This window comes from Streptomyces sp. Ag109_O5-1 (assembly GCF_003814875.1).
GTDB lineage: Bacteria > Actinomycetota > Actinomycetes > Streptomycetales > Streptomycetaceae > Streptomyces > Streptomyces sasae.
On the sequence record NZ_RKQF01000001.1, the window covers coordinates 10912923 to 10935234 of the forward strand.

Sequence of the window (22312 nt, forward strand, 5' to 3'; positions counted from 1 at the left end):
GAGCGCCGTCGGTCAGAATGGATCTCACGAAGAACCTCACCCGTGCACGGAGGGGGAGGGAACCATGAAGGTAGGAGTACTGACCGGCGGCGGTGACTGTCCCGGTCTCAACGCCGTGATCCGCAGCGTCGTACGCAAGGGTGTCCAGGAGTACGGCTTCGAGTTCGCCGGCCTGCGGGACGGCTGGCTCGGCGCGCTCCAGGACCGGGTGGTGCCGCTGGGCGTCCCCGAGGTGCGGGGCATCCTGCCACGCGGCGGAACCATCCTCGGCTCGTCCCGCACCAACCCGTTCAAGCACGAGGACGGCGTGCGCCGCATCCAGGACACCCTCGCCGCGCACGGCATCGAGGCTCTCGTCGCGATCGGCGGCGAGGACACGCTCGGCGCGGCGGCCGAGCTGAGCCGCCGGGGGATCCCGATCGTCGGCGTGCCCAAGACGATCGACAACGACGTACCCGGCACCGACTACACCTTCGGCTTCGACACGGCCGTGGGCATCGCGACCGAGGCCATCGACCGTCTGCACACCACCGCCGAGTCGCACATGCGCACCCTGGTGGTGGAGGTGATGGGCCGGCACTCCGGATGGATCGCCCTGCACGCCGGTGTAGCGGGCGGTGCCAACGTGATCCTCATCCCGGAACGGCCCTTCGACATCGAGCAGGTGTGTGCGTGGGTGAAGCGCCGCTTCGAGTTCCACTACGCGCCGATCGTCGTCACCGCCGAAGGCGCTGTTCCCAAGGAGGGGCAGATGGTCCTCAAGGACCGGTCGGTGGACGAGTACGGCCATGTGCGGCTGTCCGGGATCGGCGACTGGCTGGCACGGGAGATCTCGCAGCGGACCGGCACGGACGCCCGCACGACGGTGCTCGGTCACGTCCAGCGTGGCGGCACGCCGAGCGCCTTCGACCGGTGGCTGGCCACCCGCTTCGGACTGCACGCCGTCGACGCGGTCAAGGACGGCGCCTTCGGGACCATGGTCGCCCTGAGCGGCACCCGGATCGTACGGGTCCCGATCCCCGGCGCCGAGACGAAGAGCCGGATGGTCGACCCGTCGCTGTACGACGAGTTCGGGGTGTTCTTCGGCTGACACCGCGGTGTTCCTCGGCCGGCCCCTGCGCGGTGTCAGGCGGCGTGCGGTACGACCGCCACCGGACACCCGGCGTGGTGCAGCACGGCGTGCGTGACCGGTCCCAGCCGGCCCTCGCCGCCGCCCCGGCCGGCACCGCGGCCCACGACCAGCAGGTCGGCTCCGCGGGACGTGTTCAGGAGTGCCTCCGCGGGGTGCAGGAGGACGACATCCGTGCGGACCGTCACCTCCGGGCACTGCTCCTGCCGGGCGCGCAGGGCGTCGGACAACCGCAGGACTTCCTGGTCCTCCCAGGTGGCGCGGTCCTCCTCGGCCACGAACAGCGTCCGCGGCGACACGGCCTCGGCGGGAAAGGCCCATGCCTGCACCACCCGGAGCACCGCCCCGCGCGTCCGGGCCGCCCCGAACGCGAAGTCCGCCACCTCGCCGACCGGGCGGTGCGCGTCGAAACCCACCACGACCTGAGGAACGGCGCCCGCCGGGCGTGCGCCGTTCCCGAAGCCGCCGGGCCGAGGTCCGGGCACCACGACGACGGGGCGGTCGGCGGCGGCCGCCACCCGAAGGGCCACCGAGCCGACCGCGAGGCCGTTGAAGCCGCCCGAGCCCCGGGCCCCGACCACGAGCAGCCCGGCACCGCGAGCCGCGGACAGCAGAGCCTCGGCCGGGGCTTCGGCGCTCTGCGCGCCCCGTACCCGCAGCTCCGGGTAGCGGGCACCGAGGTCGGCGATCACCCCCTCGACGATGCGCTCGCCCACACGGCGCAGCGTCTCCCCGGCCTGATGGGGAACCACAGCGCCCGGAAGGGGCGGAGCGGCGTGCACGAGACGGAGGGGAACATCCCGCAGCACCGCTTCCCGCGCCGCCCACTCGGCTGCGGCGAGGCTGTGCTCGGAGCCGTCGACACCGGCCAGCACGGGGTGACTCATCGTGTCCTCCTTCGCCCGCCGTGCCTGTTGACGCGATCCTCCACTGTTCCATGGCAGGGGCCTTCGAAAGCCCCGGCAGGCGCGATGTCCGGCTGCTCGTGGACCGTTCGGCCCCGACGAAGGGCCCGACCGGCTCTGCCGGGAGGTCGCTCCGCACGGATGATGGACAGGGAACCCGTGACGCGGCCGCACGGACTGTGTCACGTCCTGCTGCCCCGCACGTGTGCGGCCGTCTCCATCGACATTCCGCGGAACAGGAGAGGCGGAAGCCATGACCGACATCCAAGAGCTTCTGGGCGACGAGGCCAAGGACCTGCTGACCCACTCCGCCCAGGGGATCCCGAGGGAAGACCTGGTACTGCCCGGACCCGACTTCGTCGACCGGGTCGTGTCCGGGACCGACCGCTCGCCCCGGGTGCTGCGCAACCTGCAGTCACTCTTCGGCCACGGCCGGCTGGCAGGCACGGGGTACGTGTCGATCCTGCCGGTCGACCAGGGAATCGAGCACTCCGCGGCGTCGGCGTTCGCCCCGAACCCCCGCTACCTCGACCCCGCGAACATCGTCGAACTCGCCCTCGACGGCGGCTGCAACGCGGTGGCCAGCACACTCGGCGTGCTCGGCGCCGTGTCGCGGCGCTACGCGCACCGGATCCCCTTCATCGTCAAGCTCAACCACAACGAGCTCCTGACCTACCCCAACCACTACGACCAGATCATGTTCGGCGACGTCGAGCAGTGCTTCGACCTCGGCGCGGCGGGCGTCGGCGCCACCATCTACTTCGGCTCGGAACAGTCCGACCGCCAGCTGCGGGAGACCAGTGAGGTCTTCGCGCGCGCCCATGAACTGGGCATGTTCACCGTGCTGTGGTGCTACCTGCGCAACTCCGCATTCAAGAAGGACGGCGTGGACTACGCGCTCTCCGCCGACCTCACCGGCCAGGCCAACCACCTCGGCGTGACGATCGAGGCCGACATCGTCAAACAGAAACAGGCGGAGAACAACGGCGGCTACCGCGCACTGGGCTTCGGCAAGACCCACCCGCTGCTGTACGACAGGCTCACCACCGACCACCCGATCGACCTCACGCGATGGCAGGTCGCCACCTGCTACATGGGCCGCGTCGGCCTGATCAACAGCGGCGGCGCCTCGGCAGGCCAGGGGGACCTGGTCCAGGCGGTACGGACCGCGGTGATCAACAAGCGGGCCGGCGGCACCGGCCTCATCACCGGCCGCAAGGCATTCCAGCGCCCCACCGCCGAGGGCATCGAGCTCCTGCACGCCGTCCAGGACGTCTACCTGGACGAGGGCGTCACCGTCGCCTGAGGGGGGCGTGGCCGGACAGCGGCGGCCGGACCCGGATGCCCCGGGCGGATGACGCCCGGCAGGCCGCACCCGGCTGCGGGCGCCGACGCCGGGCGGCATCGTGGTCCGTGGCGAGTGGGGTGAGCACGGTGCGAGGCCACACGGATCCCGCCGCCGCGACCGGCTCTGCCTCTCGCGCCGACTCTCGAAAGGGAAGCATGCCGCAGCCGGTGACCCGAGCCGGTGACATCGGACCGGTGCCGGGTGGAGTCACCCGGCCGGGCCGGTTCTGGTGGCTCTGCTCGGCACTCGTACTGGCTGCCGCGGTGGTGGCCGCCCTCTTCCGACGGCGTGAGATCGCGGAGGCGTATGACCTGATCGCCCGTGTGCGGCCACCTGGTCTCGTGGTCGCCATGGCACTCGAAGCCATGTCCCTGCTGTGCTTCGCGGCCGTGCCTCGGTGGCTGCTGAGGGTGGGGGGTGTGCGGTGGAGCATGGCGAGGATGACGTGTACCACCGTGGCCGCCAACGCGATGGCGGGTGCGCTGCCGGCCGGCGCGGCTTTCTCGGCCGCCTGGCTGCTGCGCCACCTGTCCCGCCGGGGTGCGGGCGGGGTGCTCGCCGCTGCCGTCCTGGTGACCTCGGGCGCGGCGTCGGCGGCGGGCCTCTGCCTCCTGTTCGCCGCCGGGGTGGCGGTGGCCGGTCCGGCCGGTCCCGGTGCCCTGGTACGCCCTGTGACGGACGACGTACTGCTGCCGGCTCTCGTCGCCGCGCTGGTGCTCCTCGCTCTGTCCCGCTTCGCCGGCTGCCGCCGGTTGCTGCGCCGTGTCCGGATGAGCACAGGCCGACGGTACCCGCGAGTACGCCGAGCGGAGTCGGACTTCGCCGGTGTGGTGCGGCAGGCCCGCGCCGCGGAACCCCGGCCGCTGCCCTGGCTGTGGCCGCTCGGATACGCCTTCCTGAACTGGTTGCTCGATGCGGCTGCCCTGGCCGCCGGGATGTGGGCCCTGGGCATCGAGGTGCCCTGGCGGGGGCTGCTCCTGTCCTACGCACTCACCCAGCTGGCCGGGAGCCTGCACCTGACGCCGGGGAACCTGGGCATCGCCGAAGCGACGCTGTCCGCCCTGCTCGTCGTATCCGGTCTGCCGGCCGCACAGGCGATCGCCGCGACGTTCCTCTACCGGATCATCAGCTACTGGGCACTGCAACCCGTCGGCTGGACCTGCTGGATCGGCCTCGCCCTCGAAGAGGCACACGCGGCGCGCGGCGGGCGATGAGTCCCCGCCGCGACCCTCTCGCGGGCCGCCGACGAGGCCAGGCAACGCGGTCCGCCCCTGCTCCTCGTCCACGCCCTGAGAGCGCTGCCGGCTTCTCACCGTTCCGCACCCGACCCGCTCGACGGACCGCGGTCCCCCCGGACCCGGGACTGTCGGCTGGTGATCAGGGACATCCGGCCCCTGCCTGCGCGGATGCCCTGCGAGTTGACTGACGGTGACCCCGATACGAGCCGACCGTCACCTAGCGCGGACGGCAGGACGGAGGGACGTCGTGACCGACGCTCCGCAGCAGTCCCGGGCCTACTTCGTCGGTGGTGGTATCGCCTCGCTGGCGGCCGCCGCCTTCCTGATCCGCGACGGCGGCTTCCCCGGGCAGAACATCCACATACTGGAGGAACTCCCGGTCACCGGCGGCTCCATGGACGGCCGTGGCGGATCCGCCGGTTACGTCAGCCGGGGCGGCCGCATGCTGGAGGACGAGGCTACACCTGCCTGTGGAACCTCCTGGAGAGCATCCCGACCCTCACCGACGAGAGCGTGTCGGTGCGCGAGGAGATCCGGGCGTTCAGCGCCGAGTGGCCCACCGACGCCAAAGCCCGGCTGATCGGCAAGGGCGCCGAGATCCTGGACGCCTCCGACTACGGCCTCGACACCCGCGACCGCATGGAGCTGACCCGGCTGCTCGTGCTCCCCGAGTCGCTGATCGGGGCCCGCCGGATCGACGAGTTCTTCTCCCCGCACTTCTTCGAGACCAACTTCTGGGCGATGTGGCGCACCACCTTCGCCTTCCAGAACTGGCACAGCGCCATCGAGCTGAAGCGCTACTTCCTGCGTCATGCAGGAGTTCCCCCGTATGCACACCCTCTCGGGCGTACGCCGGACCCGGCTCAACCAGTACGACTCGATCATCCGCCCCCTCCAGGTCTGGCTCACGGAACTCGGCGTGCGCTTCGAGCACGGAGTGCGGGTCACCGACGCCGACATCACCACCGACGCGGACGGCACCCGGCGGGTGCGCCGCCTCCACCTCGACCGCGCCGGACAGCCCGACGTGTACGACCTCGCGACCACCGACCACGCGTTCCTCACCCTCGGCTCCATGACCGCCGACGCCGCCTACGGTGACGACGACACCGCGCCCGAGCTGATCCGCGACAAGCGCGACGGCGGCTGGCGGCGGTGGGAGACCCTCGCGGTCAAGGCCGACGACTTCGGACGCCCGGCCGTCTTCCACGGCAACGTCGACGAGGCCAAGTGGGAGTCCTTCACCCTCACCATGCGCAGCCCGCTCCTGCTGCACCGCATCGAGGAACTGTCCGGCAACCTGCCGGGTACCGGCGCGCTGATGACGTTCAAGCACTCCGGCTGGCTGATGTCGATCGTCGTCCCGCACGCCCCGCACTTCGAGGGCCAGCCGGAGGACGTGTACACCGTGTGGGGCTACGGCCTGTTCGTCGACCGCGACGGCGACTTCGTCCACAAGCCGATGGCACAGTGCACCGGCCGGGAGATCCTCACCGAACTCCTCGGCCACCTGGGCATGTCGGACATCGAGGAGCAGGTCGCGGCCACCACGACCGTGATCCCGGTGATGCTGCCCTACATCACCAGCCAGTTCGCGCCGCGCACCCCGCACGACCGGCCGCCGGTCATTCCGCGCGGGGCGGCGAACTTCGCCTTCCTCGGTCAGTTCACGGAGATACCGGAGGACGTCGTCTTCACCGTCGAGTACTCCGTACGCGGCGCCATGCACGCCGTCTACGGCCTGCTCGGCCTCGACCGCGAGATCCCCGGCATCCACCACGCCCTCGCCGACCCGAAGACGGCGTTCGGCGTGCTGAAGGCCGCCCTGGCCTGAGCCCTGACCCGGGACCACACCGGTCCGGTTCCCGGCACGACACCGAGGACCGGACCGGGGCGTTCACCGCGTGCTCACCGGCACGTCCCGACCGCCCAGGCCCACTGACCGGAGATGCGGGTCCTGCGCGTGCCGTCGGCCGTCCGTCACTTGGCCGCGTGCCCACCGGGACGGGACGGGGCGCACTAAGGCCGTCCGGTCCCACTTATGCGTTGCGGGGCATCCGCCGCGGCGGGTGCCGGGTTCGGGGACAGGTCGAATTCCACGTCCACCGCGCCCTCGACAGCCCTGACCAGCCATGCCGCCACGGGCACCAGGGACGTGTCCCGGATCCGGCCCGCGAGCGTCACGACCCCGTCGCGGACGTCCACGCGCAGCACCGTGCCGGGGGGCGGGGAAGAGGTACGACACGATCTCGCGCCGGACCTCCTCCGCGATCGCCTCGTCGTCGCGCAGGAAGACCTTGAGCAGGTCGGCGCGGCTGACCACGCCCTGGAGGACGCCCAGGTCGTCGGCCACGGGCAGGCGCTTCACCTTGGCCCGTGCCATGATCCGCGCGGCCTGTGCGAGCGTGGCGTCCGGGCGGACGGTGAGCGCGGGGGACGTCATCAGCTCGCCCGCCGTCAGGGCACCGGCCGTGGCCAGCTCGTCGACAGGGCGCAGTCGGGTGTACCGGTCGGGGTCGCCGTCCCGGAACTCCTCCTTGTGCAGCAGGTCCGCCTCGGAGACGACGCCGACGACCCGGCCCTCGCCCTCGACCACGGGCAGGGCGCTGACCCGCCAGTCCTGCACAGCCTGGTCTGGAGCGCGCTGGACGCGGACGACTTCGCGCTCGCGCCGCTGCCGAACCACCTCTTCCCGCGCGACAACTCCTGCTGGATCTACGACCGTCTCTCGGTCAACCCGATGGCCAAGCAGGCTCGGCGGCGCGAGAGCCTGCACGCCGAGGCCATCTACCGCTTCCATCCGCTGTTCGCCGGCACGGCGCTGCTGGACGGTGTGGCGGGCACCCTGGAGGGCGGTGACGTCCACGTCCTCGGCAACGGCTCCGTCATGGTCGGCATGGGGGAGCGCACCACCGCGCAGGCGGTGGAGAACCTGGCCGCCCGGCTGTTCGCCGACGGGACCGCGAACCGGCTGATCGCCGTCCAGCTGCCGTCCGCCCGCGCGTTCATGCACCTCGACACGGTGCTGACCATGGTCGACCGGGACGCCTTCACGATCTATCCGGGACTTGCCGACTCGCTGCGCTCCTGGACGCTGCTGCCCAGCGACACCCGCGAGACCGGCTTCGACGTCACCGCCGACTCCGCCCTGGCCGAGGCCCTGGACCTGGACAAGGTCCGGATGCTCTCCGCGCCGCAGGACATCCGGGGTGCCGAGCGCGAGCAGTGGGACGACGGCAGCAGCTACCTCGCCGTCCTCGGCGACGCCCGCAACAACATGGGCAACTCGCTGCTGTCCATGGGCGCGCTGCTCGGCATGGACGTCCGGATCGCCGCGCCCGCCCCGCTGTGGCCCGACCCCGCGCTGGTCACCCGCTGCCGGGAACTGGGCGAGCGAAGCGGAGCGCGGATCCTGCTCACCGAGGACGTCGAGACAGCGGTCCGCGGCGCCGAATTCCTCCACACCGACGTCTGGGTTTCGATGGGAGAGCCGGCGGATACCTGGCGGGAGCGGATCGAGCTGCTCCTGCCGTACCAGGTCAACGACAAGACGCTGGCCGCCACCGGCAACCCGGACGTCAAGTTCATGCACTGCCTGCCCGCCCTGCACGACCGCAGCACCCACCTGGGCCAGGAGCTCTTCGAAGCCCACGGCCTGGACGGTCTTGAGGTCACCGACGAGGTGTTCGCCTCGCCGGCGTCGATCGACTTCGACCAGGCGGAGAACCGGCTGCACACCATCAAGGCCGTCCTCGTCGCCACCCTGGAGGACTGAACCATGCGCATCGTCGCCGCCCTCGGGGGCAACGCCCTGCTGCGCCGGGGCGACCACCCCGACGCGGCCGTCCAGGAGGCGAACGTCGAGCGGGTCGTCACCGCACTCGCCGCCCTCGCCCACGACCACGAACTGGTGATCACCCACGGCAACGGCCCGCAGATCAGCCTGCTTGCCGTCGAGAGCGTCGCCGACCCCGCCCTGACCGCCCCCTACCCGCTGGACCTGCTCGGTGCCGAGACCCAGGGCATGATCGGCTCCCTGCTGGCCCGCGCCCTGCACAACGCGCTGCCCGGCCGGCGTATCGCCACACTCGTCACCCACACCCTGGTACGGGCCGACGATCCGGCCTTCGGCCGGCCCACCAAGTTCGTCGGCCAGATGTACTCGGGGAAGGCCGTCCCGACCCTCGCACGGCTGCGCGGCTGGCAGGTCGCGCGGGACGGCGACGGCTGGCGCCGAGTCGTACCCTCACCCGGCCCGGAGGGCGTCGTGGAGACGGAGACCGTCCACGAACTGCTCGCCTCCGGCACGCTGGTGATCTGCGCGGGCGGCGGAGGTGTGCCCGTCGTCGCCGACGCCGACACCGGTGCCCTCACCGGGGTCGAGGCGGTCGTCGACAAGGATCTCACCGCCGCCCTGCTCGCCGAGGAACTCAAGGCCGACTTCCTGCTCATCCTCACGGACGTGCCGTGCGTGTACGAGGGCTACGGCACCCCACGGCAGCGCCCGCTGGACGACGCCACCCCGAGCCGGCTGCGCCGGGGCGGCTTCCCGGAGTGCTCGATGGGCCCCAAGACGGAGGCCGCCGCCCGGTTCGTCGAACGCACCGGCGGACTCGCCGCCATCGGCGCCCTGGACGCCGCGTACGAGATCGTCCACGGCCGCTCGGGCACGCTGATCCGCCCGGACCTCATGGGCGAGTGAGCTGCCGCCGGGGGCCGTCCGGCCCCGCGACCGTTGGACCGGACGGCACTCCCCGCGATCACCGCGACAGACCACCATTCGAAGCGAGAGCCGTCCAGTCGAGGAGAGAACCGACCATGACCGTCGGCAGCCGTACGGATGCCTGGCGGGGCTTCACCGGCATCCGCTGGCGCGAGCAGATCGACGTGCGCGACTTCATCCAGGCCAACTACACACCGTACGAAGGGGACTCCGCGTTCCTGAGCGGAGCCACCGGGCGCACCTGGGCCGTCTGGGAGAAGGTCAGCGCCCTGTTCCCCGAGGAGCGGCGCCGGGGCATCCTCGACGTCGACACCGCCACCCCGTCCACCATCACCTCGCACGCGCCCGGGTACATCGACCGCGACCGCGAACTGATCGTCGGCCTGCAGACGGACGCCCCGCTCAAGCGCGCGATCATGCCCAACGGCGGCCTGCGGATGGTGGAGAACGGACTACGGGCGTACGGCTACGAGCCCGACCCGTTCGTGACCCGCGTCTTCGGCACCTACCGCAAGACCCACAACGACGGGGTCTTCGACGCCTACACCCCCGAGATGCGCGCAGCCCGCAAGGCAGGCATCATCACCGGGCTGCCCGACGCCTACGGCCGCGGCCGGATCATCGGCGACTACCGGCGGGTGGCCCTGTACGGCACCGACCGCCTGATCGAGGCCAAGCGCGCCGAGCGTGCCACGCTGGACGCGCTCGACTCCACCGCCGAGGTCATCCGCGACCGCGAGGAACTCGCCGAACAGGCACGGGCGTTGACCGAACTGACGCAGATGGCGGCGACGTACGGCTGCGACGTCTCCCGGCCCGCCGGTACCGCCCACGAGGCCGTCCAGTGGCTGTACCTCGCCTACCTGGCCGCCGTGAAGGAGCAGAACGGCGCGGCGATGTCACTCGGCCGCACCTCCACGTTCCTCGACGTCTACCTCCAACGGGACCTGGCGGACGGGACCATCGACGAGACCCGGGCCCAGGAGCTGATCGACGACTTCGTGATCAAGCTGCGGATCGTACGGTTCCTGCGCACCCCCGAGTACGACGCCCTGTTCTCCGGCGACCCGACGTGGGTGACGGAGTCCATCGGCGGCATCGGCGAGGACGGCCGGCCGCTGGTCACCCGCACCTCCTTCCGGTTCCTGCAGACCCTGTACAACCTCGGCCCCGCCCCGGAACCCAACCTGACCGTTCTGTGGTCGCCCCGACTCCCCGAGGGGTTCAAGGAGTTCTGCGCCCAGGTGTCGGTCGACACCAGCGCCGTCCAGTACGAGTCCGACGAGCTGACCCGCCCGCGCACCGGCGACGACACGGCGATCGCCTGCTGTGTGTCGGCGATGGCGGTCGGCAGGCAGATGCAGTTCTTCGGAGCGCGGGTCAACCTCGCCAAGGCGCTGCTGTACGCGGTCAATGGTGGCCGGGACGAGCTGACCGGAGAGCAAGTGGCCCCCGCAACTGCGCCGTTGACCGGGGAGTACCTGGACAGCGACGAACTGGCCGCCGCCTACGACCGGATGCTGGACTGGCTGGCGCGGACGTACGTCAACGCGCTCAACGTCATCCACTACATGCACGACAAGTACGCCTACGAACGTGTGGAGATGGCCCTCCACGACCACCCCGTGCACCGCTTCATGGCCTGCGGAATCGCCGGCCTGTCCGTCGCCGCGGACAGTCTGTCCGCCGTGAAGTACGCCCGGGTGAAGGTGATCCGGGACCCGGAGACCGGACTCGCCGTCGACTACGAGGTCGAGGGCGACTACCCGGTGTACGGCAACAACGACGACCGCGCCGACGAACTCGCCGTCGGTCTGGTCGAGTCCTTCATGGCCAAGGTGCGCCGACACCCCACCTACCGGAACGCCGAGCACACCCAGTCCGTCCTCACGATCACCTCCAACGTCGTCTACGGCAAGCACACCGGCAACACCCCCGACGGCCGCCGCGCCGGACAGCCCTTCGCCCCCGGCGCCAACCCGATGAACGGCCGCGACCGGCACGGGGTCGCCGCCTCGGCGCTCTCGGTCGCCAAGCTGCCGTACGACCAGGCCCGGGACGGCATCTCGCTGACCACGACCATCACCCCGGAGGGCCTGGGGCACCGCCCGGAGGAACGCGCCCGCAACCTGGTCGGCATCCTCGACGCCTACACGGCGGCCAGCGGCTTCCACATGAACGTCAACGTCCTGGACCGCGCCACCCTGGAGGACGCGATGGAGCACCCGGAGAAGTACCCGGACCTGACGATCCGGGTGTCCGGGTACGCGGTCAACTTCGTCCGGCTGACCCGCGAGCAGCAGCTCGACGTGATCAGCCGCACCTTCCACGGATCGTTGTGAGCACTCTGGTACGGGGCCGGATCCACTCCTGGGACCTGTCCACCGGCGTGGACGGTCCCGGCACCCGGTTCGTGCTCTTCGTGTCCGGCTGCCCGCTGCGCTGCCTGTACTGCGCCAACCCCGACACCTGGCACATGCGCGACGGCAAGGAGACGACCGTGGACGAGGTGATGGCGGAGATCGAGAAGTACCGGGCGTTCATCACCACGGCCGGCGGCGGAGTGACCGTCACGGGCGGCGAACCGCTGCTCCAGCCCGCCTTCACCGGCGAACTGCTGCGACGCTGCAAGGAGGCCGGGCTGCACACGGCGCTCGACACCTCCGGCTTCCTCGGCGCCCGCGCCTCCGACGAACTCCTCTCCCACACCGACCTGGTCCTGCTGGACATCAAGTCCTTCGACGTCAACACCTACCGGCGCCTCACGGGCGGCGAACTCGCCCCCACCCTGAGCTTCGCCACCCGCCTCGACCGGCTCGGCGTGCGGATGTGGATCAGGTACGTCCTGGTCCCGGGCTGGACCGACGCCCCGGAACCCGTCGACGGCCTGGCCCGCTTCGTCGCTGGCCTCGACGCGGTCGACCGCGTGGACATCCTGCCGTTCCACAAGCTGGGCGCCGCGAAGTACGAGGCCCTCGGCATCCCGTTCCCGCTGCGCGACACACCGAGCCCCGCGCCGGACTCGGTCGAGCGAGTACGGAAGCAGTTCCGCACACATGGCTTGCGGGCTTACTGAACGCGAGCTCCCGTTGGTCCGCCGTATCGCCCACCGGCCAGGGCCGATCGGCCCGCCAGAGGGACCTGCGGCCTCTGCCGGAGATCCCGTCCGAAGACGACGCTCGTACCGGAAACCCCGTTCAGGAGGCAGAGATCATGACCCGTACCGTCACCGTCGGCCTCGACGGCTCTCCCGAGAGCCGCGCCGCGGCCGAGTGGGCGGCCCGCGAGGCGGAGTTGCTCGAACTGCCGCTGAAGCTGGTGCACGTCTGGGAGCCCGTACCGGCGCCCATGGCACAGGCACCGGTGCTCGGTCCCGAGATCCACCGGCACTGGACGGAGCGTGTGCCGCGCGAGGCGGCCGACGGCGTGCGGCTGCGGCACCCCGGCCTCGACGTGAGCACCGAGCAGTTGTCCGGCCGGCCCGCGGATGTCCTCGTGGGCGCGGCGAACGACGCCGAGCTGCTCGTCCTCGGCTCCCGTGCCCTGGGCGGCATCGGCGGGTTCATGGTCGGCTCCGTCGGCCTGTCCGTCGTCGCCCACGTCGAACGGCCGGTCGTCCTGGTCCGCGCCGGGGAACAGGCCGCCGAGGAGCACGAGTCGGCCCCCTTCGGCATCCCGTCCGCGCAGACACCGTTCCGGCCCGTCGTCCTCGGCCTCGACACCGAGAGCCCCGACGACGACCTGATCGCGTTCGCCTTCGCCGCGGCGGCCCGCCGAGGTACGTCGCTGCGGGTCGTGCACGGCTGGAACCCGCCCTACTCCTACGACACCTACGGCGTGGCCGCCGACCTGGGTCTCCGCGAAGACCTGGCGCGGTACGAAAGCACCGCGTTGACCGAGGTCCTGCGCCCCTGGCGAGAGAAGTTCCCCGCTGTCGAAATCATCGAGCAGTCCCACTGCGGCACCCCCGGCAGCCACCTCGTCGACGCCTCCCGCGACGCCTGCCTAGTGGTCGTCGGCCGGCGTACCCGCCGCAGCCCGCTCGGCACCCACATCGGCTCCGTCACCCACACCGTCCTGCACCACTCCACCGCCCCCGTCGCCGTCGTCCCGCACAGCTGACCTGCTGGGGGGCTGCCCACTGCATACGTGGCAGTTCCGTCTCCTGCTCCCTGCGCGGCAGCTCCGCCGCGTACTTGCCGGCCATACCGCCTGTACCGCCCGACGACCCTCGCGACTTCTGGAGTCTTTCCATGTCCAAGGCCGAACACCAGGACGCCACCATGCTTTCCGAAGACGACCTGCGCACCCTGGACGCGCACTGGCGCGCTGCGAACTACCTGGCCGCGGGCCAGATCTACCTGCTGTCGAACCCGCTGCTCACCGAGCCGCTGCGGCCGGAGCACATCAAGCCCCGGCTGCTCGGTCACTGGGGCACCTCGCCCGGTCTGAACCTCGTGTACACGCACCTGAACCGGGTCATCAGGGCACGTGGGCTGGACGCTCTGTGCGTATGGGGGCCGGGGCACGGCGGTCCGTCCGTGCTGGCCAACTCCTGGCTGGAGGGCAGTTACGGCGAGACCTACCCCGACGTGTCGCGGGACGCGGAGGGGATGGCACGGCTGTTCCGGCAGTTCTCCTTCCCCGGCGGTGTGCCCAGCCATGTGGCCCCGGAGACGCCGGGTTCGATCCATGAGGGCGGTGAGCTGGGCTACTCGCTCTCCCACGCCTACGGTGCCGCCCTGGACAACCCGGACCTGCTGGTGGCCTGTGTGATCGGCGACGGTGAGGCGGAGACCGGGCCGCTGGCCGCGTCCTGGCACTCGAACAAGTTCCTCGACCCGGCGCACGACGGCGCGGTGCTGCCGATCCTGCACCTCAACGGCTACAAGATCGCCAACCCGACCGTCCTGGCCCGTCTGCCCGAGGCCGAACTCGACTCCCTGCTGCGCGGATACGGCCACGACCCGATCCACGTGACCGGCGACGATCCGGCACAGGTGCACCGTGCCATGGCCGCGGCGATGGACCGGGCGCTGGACCGCATCGCCGTCATGCAGCGCTCAGCCCGCGAGGACGGTGTCACCGAGCGGGTGCACTGGCCGATGATCGTGCTGCGCACGCCCAAGGGCTGGACCGGCCCCGTGGAGGTGGACGGTGTGCCCGTGGAGGGCACTTGGCGGGCCCATCAGGTCCCGCTCGCCGGGGTCCGTGAAAACCCGGAGCATCTGCGGCAGTTGGAGGCGTGGCTGCGGTCGTACCGGCCGGAGGAGCTGTTCGGGTCCGACGGCCGGCCGGTCGCCGACGTGCTCGCCTGCGTCCCCGACGGTGCGAAGCGGCTGGGCGCCACCCCGCACGCCAACGGCGGCCTCCTCGTCCGGGACCTGCCCATCGCTGACCTCAACGACTTCGCGGTGCCCGTCGACAAGCCGGGCAGCACCCTGCACGAGCCCACCCGCGTCCTCGGTGACTTCCTCGCCCGGGTTATGAAGGACACCCGGCTGCGCCGGGACTTTCGTGTCGTCGGTCCCGACGAGACCGCCTCCAACCGGCTCCAGGCCGTCTACGACGCCACCGGCAAGGCCTGGCAGGCCGAGGTGCTCCCGGTGGACGAACACCTGGACCGGCACGGCCGGGTGATGGAGATCCTCTCCGAACACACCTGCCAGGGGTGGCTGGAGGGCTATCTCCTCACCGGCCGGCACGGGCTGTTCTCCTGCTACGAGGCGTTCGTGCACATCGTCGACTCGATGGTCAACCAGCACATCAAGTGGTTGAAGACTTCGCGGGAGTTGCCCTGGCGGGCGCCCATCGCCTCCCTCAACTACCTGCTGACCTCGCATGTATGGCGTCAGGACCACAACGGCTTCTCGCACCAGGACCCCGGCTTCGTCGACCACGTCCTCAACAAGAGCCCCGAGGTCGTCCGCGTCTACCTCCCGCCGGACGCCAACACCCTGCTCTCCGTCGCCGACCATGTGCTGCGCAGCCGGGACTACGTCAACGTGGTCGTGGCCGGCAAGCAGCCCTGCTTCGACTGGCTCTCCATGGACCAGGCCCGTGTCCACTGCGCCCGCGGCGCGGGGATCTGGGAGTGGGCCGGCACCGAGAACGGCACCCGTGAACCCGACGTCGTCCTCGCCTGCGCCGGCGACGTCCCCACCCAGGAGATCCTCGCCGCCGCCCAGCTGCTGCGCGGCCATCTCCCCGAGCTGGCCGTGCGCGTGGTCAACGTCGTCGACATGACCAGCCTCATGCCCAAGGACGAACACCCGCACGGGATGAGCGACTTCGAGTACGACGGCCTGTTCACCACCGACAAGCCGGTGATCTTCGCCTACCACGGCTACCCCTGGCTGATCCACCGCCTCGCCTACCGCCGCACCGGCCACCAGAACCTGCATGTGCGCGGCTACAAGGAGTCCGGGACCACCACCACACCGTTCGACATGGTCGTCCGCAACGACCTCGACCGCTACCGCCTGGTCATGGACGTCATCGACCGTGTCCCCGGTCTCGCCGTGCGCGCCGCCGCCGTACGCCAGCAGATGGCCGACGTCCGCACCCGCCACCAGGCCTGGATCCGCGAGCACGGCACCGACCTGCCCGAGGTCGCCGACTGGACCTGGACCGCCTGAACACCACCTACCCTGTGAGGAGTTCACCGCCATGACCGTACGTGTCGGCATCAACGGCTTCGGCCGGATCGGCCGTACCTACCTGCGCGCCGCCCTGGACCGTGCCGAGGCGGGCACCCAGGAGCTCGACGTCGTCGCGATCAACGACGTCACCTCGCCCGCCACCCTCGCCCATCTCCTGGAGTACGACTCGACGTTCGGGCACATCGGACGCGACGTCCTGCACGACGACAGCTCCATCACGGTGGACGGCCGGCGCATCGCCGTCACCTCGGAGCGCGACCCGGCCGCCCTGCACTGGTCGGACTACGGCGCCGGGATCGTCATCGAGTCCACCGGCCGGTTCCGTGACCGGGACTCCGCCGCCCTGCACCTGAAGGCGGGCGCCCACACCGTGCTGCTGTCGGCCCCCGGCAAGAACGTGGACGCCACCATCGTCATGGGCGTCAACGATGGTGCATACGACCGGCGACGCCACCAGATCGTCTCCGCCGCATCCTGCACCACCAACTGCGTCGCCCCGATGGTCAAGGTCCTCGACGACGCCTTCGGCATCGAGCGCGGAGTGATGACGACCATCCACGGCTACACCAACGACCAGTCCCTGCTCGACGGCCCGCACAAGGACCTCCGCAGGGCCCGCTCGGCCGCCCTTAGCATCATCCCCACCAGCACCGGCGCCGCCCGCGCGGTGGGCCTCGTGGTGCCCGAGCTGGCCGGGGCGCTGGACGGGATCGCGGTCCGGGTGCCCGTCGAGGACGGCTCGCTCACCGACCTCGCCGTGGTGCTGGAACGCGAGGCGACCCCGGACGAGATCAACGCCGCGTTCTCGGCCGCCGCCGAGGGTCCCCTCAACGGCATCCTGCGGGTGTCCAAGGCCCCGATCGTCTCCCGTGACGTCATCGGTGACCCCTCCTCCTGCGTCTTCGACCCGGCCCTGACCCAGGCCAACGGCACCCTGGCCAAGGTCTTCGGCTGGTACGACAACGAGTGGGGCTACACCAACCGGCTCCTCGACCTCACCGCTCTGGTCGCCGAGGAGTGAAACCCGCCGGGGCGAGGCCGTCCGGGGCGGGGTGAGGGCCGATCGGCCCTCACCCCGCCCCGGGCAGCCCATGGGATCACGGGCGCCCACGCCGGATGCTCGAAGTACCGACCGGTTCGGAGGAGACCCGCCATGACGGACTACCTGCTCGACCGAGCTCTCGCCGTCCACGCGCTGCTCGCGGACGGAACCACCATCTGTATCCGCTCCGTGCTGCCGGGCGACCACGACCGGCTGGAGCGGTTCTACGACGACATGTCGCCGGAGAACCTCCGCCTGAGGTTCTTCGGGCTGAGCCCTCGCTCGGCCGCCATGGCCGCCGACCGGGCCTGCACGCCCCGCCCCGGCTACCGGGCCCTGCTCGCCGAGGCCCAGGGAGCCGTGCTGGGCCTCGCCGAGTACGACACCGGCGGCAAGCCGGGCCTGGCGGAGATCTCCATCGCCGTCGCCGACGGACTGCACCACCGAGGGGTCGGCACCCTGCTGATCGAGCACCTGGTCTCGGCGGCCCGCGCGGCCGGTATCGACACCTTCACCGCCGACGCGCTCAGCGAGAACCGCGAGGTGCTCCGGCTCTTCACCGACCTCGGCCTGCGCACCTCCCGCCGTTTCGAGGGTCCGGAGGCGCGCTGCACCATCCACCTCGACGAGGACGACACCTACCTGTCGGCCGTCGAGGCCCGCGGCCGCTCCGCCGACGTGGCGAGCCTCAAGCCGCTGCTGTGCCCGGACGCGGTCGCCGTCATCGGCGCGGGCCGCACCCCCGGCTCGGTCGGCCGGGCGATCCTTCACCACCTGCACTCCGGCGGCTTCACCCGTCGCCTCTTCGCGGTGAACCCGAACGTGACGTCGGTGCTCGGTGTGCCGTCCTACCCCAGCGTGCACGCCCTGCCGAAGACCCCGGACCTCGTGATCATCGCGGTGCCCGCCGCAGGCGTACCGGCCTGCGCCGAGGAGTGCGGCAAGATCGGCGTCCGTGCCCTGGTCGTCGTCACCTCGGGTCTCGACGCCGCCCAGGCGCGGGCGCTCCTGGCGGCCTGCCGCACCTACGGCATGCGCATGGTCGGCCCCAACTGCTTGGGCATCTCGCACACGGACCCGGAACTGCGCCTCGACGCCACGTTCGCCGCCGGCCATCCACGCCCCGGCAGCGCCGGAGTGGCCGCACAGTCCGGCGGCATCGGCATCGCCCTGCTCGACGGGCTGTCCCGGCTGGGCATCGGCGTGTCGTCCTTCGTCTCGCTGGGCGACAAGTACGACGTCAGCGGCAACGACATGCTCCAGTGGTGGGAGACCGACGGCCGCACCGACCTCGCCCTCCTGCACCTGGAGTCCTTCGGCAACCCCCGGGCCTTCTCCCGAACCGCCCGCAGGGTCGCCCGCCGGCTGCCGGTGCTGACCGTGGACGCGGGACGCTCACAGGAAGGCCGCAGGGCCGCCGCTTCGCACACGGCCGCGGCCGCCACCCCCACCATGACCCGCCAGGCGCTGTTCACCCAGGCCGGCATCACCGCCACCCGCTCGGTCGGTGAACTCCTCGAAACGACAGCGCTGTTGTACTCCCAGGCGCTCCCCGAAGGGACGCGCGTCGCGATCGTCACCAACGCGGGCGGGGCGGGCGTTCTGGCCGCCGACGCCTGCGCCGAGGCGGGCCTTACCCTGCCGCCGTTCACGCCCAGGGCCGTCGACGAGCTGGCCACCGTCCTGCCGGACGGCGCGTCCTTCGGCAATCCCCTCGACGCCACGGCCGCGGTGAGCGAGGAAGAACTCAGGCGGTGCGTCGACCGGCTCGTCGGCAACCCGGGCGTCGACGCCGTGCTGGTGGTCCTGGTCCCGACGGCGGTCGCCGCCGCCACCGGCGACGACCTCGTCCGGGCCCTCACCCGGGCGCCCGGCCGCCGGACCAAGCCCGTCGTCGCCGTGCGCCTGGAGCAGGACCTTCCGGTGAAGTTGCTGCCCGCGCTCGAAGACGGCACGATCCCCAGCTACGCCGAACCGCAGGCGGCCGCTTGCGCGCTGGCCCACGCGGCCCGCCGCGCGGCCTGGCTGTCCCGCCCGGCCGGCACCGTCCCGGCCCTCGACGACATCGACACCGAACAGGCCCGGACGCTGGCCGACGCCTACCTCGACGCCCACCCCGACGGCGGCTGGGCGGACCCGCGGACCTGCGCCGACCTGCTCGCCTGCTACGGCATCCCGCAGATCCGCTGGGCCTGGGCCGAGACGGAGGACGACGCCGTGCGCGCCGCCGAACGACTGCGCGGTGCCGACGGCAGGGTGGTGATGAAGGCCCACTGGCCGGGCATCCTCCACAAGAGCCAGGAACGCGCGATCCATCTCGACCTGCACGGTGAACACCAGGTCCGGGCCGCCTTCCGCGACCTGGAGACCCGCTTCCACGGCCTGCTGACCGGAGTGGTGCTCCAGCCGCTCGCCGATCGCGGCACCGAACTGTTCGCAGGTGTCGTCCAGGACGAGGTCTTCGGCCCGCTGGTCCTGTTCGGGCTCGGAGGTACGGCCACGGAGGTGCTCGCCGACCACGCGGCCAGGCTCGCTCCGCTCACCGACCACGACGTGCACGACCTGATCACCGCCCCGCGCTGCGCGCCCCTGCTGTTCGGCACGAACGGCGCCGGGCCGGTCGACCTGGAGCGCCTGGAACAGCTGTTGCTGCGGCTGTCCCGGATGGCGGAGGACCTGCCGCAGCTGGCCGAGGCCGACTTCAACCCGGTGCTCGCCGCACCCGGCGGGGTCACCGTGCTCGACGCACGGCTCCGTCTGCTGCCGCGCCACGCCAAGGACCCTTATCTGCGCCGGCTGCGCTGAAGCCGAGGAGGGAACAGACATGAAGCACGACAAGGTGGGCTCCGTGATGACCACGACGTCGTCCACGCCACCTACGCCACCCCGTTCAAGGAAGTCGCGCGGCTCCTCGCGGACCACCGGATCAGCGGACGGCCGGTGCTCGACGACGACAAGGTCATCGTGGTCATCTCCGAGACGGACCTGATGGTGCGCCAGGCGGCCGCCCCGGTCCCCTTCGCGAACAAGCGGCGCACGCCGCCGCTCGGACAGCTGACCCGCGGTGCCCGGCGGCAGGCCGGCAAGGCCGGGGCCCGCATCGCCGGGGAACTGATGACCGAACCTCCGGTCACGGTGCACGCCGAGGACACCATCGTCGAGGCAGCCCGCACGATGGCCGCGCGGCACGTGGAACGCCTCCCCGTCCTCGATGTGGAGAACCGGCTGGTCGGCATCGTCACCCGCCGCGACCTGCTGACGGTGTTCCTCCGCCCGGACGCGGAGATCCGCACGGAAGTCGTCGACGAGGTACTGGTGCGTGCCCTGTGGCTGTCGCCCCGCACCGTCGGGGTCTCCGTCACCGAAGGTGTCGTCACGCTCACCGGCCATATGGAACGCAGGACCGAGACCGAGATCGCCGTCTCCATGACCTGCCAGATCGACGGCGTGGTCGACGTGGTCGACAAGCTGACCTACCGCCTCGACGACGCCGGCATCCGTGCGGAGCAGGCCCTGCACGGCGCGGCCGACGACTGGCTGCGCGGACTGTGAGAGGAGGCATGTGGCCATGACGGGCACCGTGCTGGTCACCTACGGGACCACGAACGGATCCACGGCACAGATCGCGGAGACCGTCGCGGCCTTCCTGCGCAAGGACGGCCTGACGGCGGAGACCCGCTCGGCCGGAGCCGTCACCGACCTGACGCCCTACGGCGCGGTCGTGGTCGGCGGCGCGCTGTACGCCGGCCGCTGGCACAAGGACGCCCGGCGCTTCGTGCGCCGCCACCGCCGCGCGCTCGCGAAGCGGTCGCTGTGGTTCTTCAGCAGCGGCCCGCTCGGCCTCCGTCGCCGGCTCCGGGGACATCCCGCCGGTGCGCGGGGTGCGGCGCGCGATGACGGAACTGGGCGTCCGGGGCCACGCCACCTTCGGCGGCTGTCTGGAGGAGGGTGCCAAGGGCTGGTTGGCGCAGCGGATCCTTCGCTCGGGAAATGGCGGGGACTTCCGGGACTTCGCGGCGATCGAGGCCTGGGCGGCTCGAGTCGCCGGGGAGTTGCGGGGAGGCGAGGCGGACGACGAGTGAGAGGTGAGAGACGTCAGAGAGCGGTGCCGATCATGGTCAGCGCGGCCTCCGCGGAGCAGGGGGGCAGCGCCTCGGCCGGGGGCGAACAGCCTGACGTCCTCCAGGACCGGTACCCCGGCGTGCCTCGCTCGCCACGGGCGAGGCACATCCGCCAGGAACTGGACCTGCTGGTCCTCCCAGGCGGCACGGTCCACGTCGGGGACGCCGACGGGCACAGTCGAAGGCGAAGTCGATCTCGGCCCGCGCTGGATCGAGGGACGAGCGGGGGGTTTCCGTGCGCCGTCTCCCGCGGACGATCGTCGTGGCACAGGTGCCATCGCTCAGCCCGTCCGGTGTCCCCACCGCGGTCCGACGAGATCCCACTCCCGCCCCCACTGTGCCATCCGCCGTTCGTCCAGCCGCCAACGGGCGACGGCTCCCGCACCCAGTGCGGCGCCCGCCACGGCGGCCACGGCCAGCGCCCCCAGAACCCCTGCCTCGATGGCCGCCTCCGTCGCGTCCGGCGGTTCGGCGACCAGGCGTCCCCGGCCGTCCTCCCAGACCATGACCGAAGTCCCTGCGCCCAGGTCCGCGTCCACCCGGGTCAGGCCGGTGCGGAAGGATCGGTCGGGCGCCGTCCACGGCACCCTGGCCATCCTGCGCTCGTCGGTCACCCCACCGGTGCCGGTGCTCTTCGGAACGCCCGTGAGCAGTACCGCCTGGACGGGTCGGCGATCGGCCCGCTGCTGTGCGAACACCTGGTCCGCGGCCCGGGCCGTCACCACGCCGGCGACGGCACCGCCCACCGCGATGAACGCCCACACGGCCAGGACGATCCAGGCCTCGACGATGTCGTCGTGCCGCCGCAGCGGGTTGTCCTGCCACCGCCACAGCCGCTTCTTCCCGCTCTTGGCTCCGCGCATCGGACCGTACCCCCTCCTCGTCGTCGTGGTGACGTTTCCGAAGGTGGCAGCCGGTGTGCCGGCCGGGTATGGGCCGGACAGGGGCCGCCGCAGGGCCGCTCGGACTCAACTTGCGAGAGGGACAAGGCCGTTCAGCCCTCCCGCGCTGTCGAGGCCGGCGGCCGGGGTGGCGTGCGGGACGGCTCGAAGGCGCTGTCCTGCCCCGTGCGGCACGCGGCGGGGGCCGGACGGCCCAAGCGCGTCCTCGCAAGCCGGGACAGGATGGATCTGCGGGGCAATCC

General features: G+C 71.5%; 14 protein-coding genes and 4 pseudogenes. 15 read left to right on the forward strand and 3 right to left on the reverse strand.

The genetic code is table 11. The features are described from left to right. Positions 1-64 precede the first annotated feature (64 nt). A complete protein-coding gene (locus EDD90_RS49685; protein WP_123979682.1) occupies positions 65-1090 on the forward strand; it encodes a 6-phosphofructokinase in 1026 nt (341 codons plus the stop codon). A gap of 35 nt (positions 1091-1125) precedes the next feature. Here the strand turns inward: EDD90_RS49685 and EDD90_RS49690 are convergent, their stop codons facing one another. After that, complete coding sequence (locus EDD90_RS49690) at positions 1126-2016, reverse strand: universal stress protein (protein WP_123979684.1); 891 nt, start codon at positions 2014-2016, stop codon at positions 1126-1128. 271 nt (positions 2017-2287) lie between these two features. Between EDD90_RS49690 and EDD90_RS49695 the strand changes: the two genes are divergently transcribed. The 4 genes and pseudogenes from EDD90_RS49695 (at position 2288) to EDD90_RS49705 (ending at position 6454) form a co-directional block, all read left to right on the forward strand. Next, positions 2288-3340 carry a class I fructose-bisphosphate aldolase gene (locus EDD90_RS49695; protein ID WP_123979686.1) on the forward strand — a complete coding sequence of 351 codons (1053 nt, stop codon included), beginning with the start codon at positions 2288-2290 and terminating at the stop codon, positions 3338-3340. Positions 3341-3537: 197 nt separating this feature from the next. Then, positions 3538-4596, forward strand: a complete 1059-nt coding sequence (locus tag EDD90_RS49700) for a YbhN family protein (protein WP_123979688.1) — start codon at positions 3538-3540, stop codon at positions 4594-4596. Positions 4597-4867: 271 nt separating this feature from the next. Then, a complete protein-coding gene (locus EDD90_RS58055) occupies positions 4868-5200 on the forward strand; it encodes an oleate hydratase (protein ID WP_260328577.1) in 333 nt (110 codons plus the stop codon). Then, positions 5134-6454 (forward strand): annotated as a pseudogene (locus tag EDD90_RS49705) (oleate hydratase). The gene EDD90_RS58055 and the pseudogene EDD90_RS49705 overlap by 67 nt, the downstream one beginning before the upstream one ends. Before the next feature lie 185 nt (positions 6455-6639). Here the strand turns inward: EDD90_RS49705 and EDD90_RS49710 are convergent. After that, positions 6640-7252: pseudogene (locus EDD90_RS49710) on the reverse strand (CBS domain-containing protein); the annotation flags it as partial. Between EDD90_RS49710 and EDD90_RS58060 the strand changes: the two are divergent. The 10 genes and pseudogenes from EDD90_RS58060 (at position 7160) to EDD90_RS49760 (ending at position 21129) form a co-directional block, all read left to right on the forward strand. Next, entirely contained in the window at positions 7160-8395 is a 1236-nt protein-coding gene (locus EDD90_RS58060; protein WP_260328578.1) for an arginine deiminase family protein, read from the forward strand. The pseudogene EDD90_RS49710 and the gene EDD90_RS58060 overlap by 93 nt on opposite strands. 3 nt (positions 8396-8398) lie before the next feature. Then, on the forward strand, positions 8399-9322 hold the full coding sequence (locus EDD90_RS49720) for a carbamate kinase (protein WP_123979690.1): 924 nt from the start codon (positions 8399-8401) through the stop codon (positions 9320-9322). A gap of 116 nt (positions 9323-9438) precedes the next feature. After that, positions 9439-11685 carry a formate C-acetyltransferase gene (gene pflB / locus EDD90_RS49725; RefSeq protein ID WP_123979693.1) on the forward strand — a complete coding sequence of 749 codons (2247 nt, stop codon included), beginning with the start codon at positions 9439-9441 and terminating at the stop codon, positions 11683-11685. Beyond that, on the forward strand, positions 11682-12419 hold the full coding sequence (gene pflA, locus EDD90_RS49730; protein ID WP_123979695.1) for a pyruvate formate-lyase-activating protein: 738 nt from the start codon (positions 11682-11684) through the stop codon (positions 12417-12419). Before pflB ends, pflA begins: the two co-directional genes overlap by 4 nt. A 137-nt stretch (positions 12420-12556) precedes the next feature. Beyond that, positions 12557-13465, forward strand: coding sequence for a universal stress protein (locus EDD90_RS49735; protein ID WP_123979697.1), 909 nt, complete (start codon positions 12557-12559; stop codon positions 13463-13465). Between the two features lie 131 nt (positions 13466-13596). Beyond that, the gene (locus EDD90_RS49740) at positions 13597-15981 is read left to right on the forward strand and encodes a phosphoketolase (protein WP_123979699.1); all 2385 of its coding nucleotides are present in this window, start codon (positions 13597-13599) and stop codon (positions 15979-15981) included. A 31-nt stretch (positions 15982-16012) separates the two neighbouring features. Beyond that, positions 16013-17026 (forward strand): type I glyceraldehyde-3-phosphate dehydrogenase, encoded by a 1014-nt coding sequence (gap, locus tag EDD90_RS49745; protein ID WP_123979701.1) that lies wholly within the window; start codon positions 16013-16015, stop codon positions 17024-17026. 132 nt (positions 17027-17158) lie between these two features. Next, positions 17159-19852 (forward strand): bifunctional GNAT family N-acetyltransferase/acetate--CoA ligase family protein, encoded by a 2694-nt coding sequence (locus EDD90_RS49750; RefSeq protein WP_123979703.1) that lies wholly within the window; start codon positions 17159-17161, stop codon positions 19850-19852. 19 nt (positions 19853-19871) lie between these two features. Further along, positions 19872-20599: pseudogene (locus tag EDD90_RS49755) on the forward strand (CBS domain-containing protein). A gap of 16 nt (positions 20600-20615) precedes the next feature. Next, positions 20616-21129 (forward strand): annotated as a pseudogene (locus EDD90_RS49760) (flavodoxin domain-containing protein). Between the two features lie 320 nt (positions 21130-21449). Here the strand turns inward: EDD90_RS49760 and EDD90_RS49765 are convergent. Then, positions 21450-22031, reverse strand: coding sequence for a hypothetical protein (locus tag EDD90_RS49765; RefSeq protein ID WP_123979705.1), 582 nt, complete (start codon positions 22029-22031; stop codon positions 21450-21452). Positions 22032-22312 lie beyond the last annotated feature (281 nt).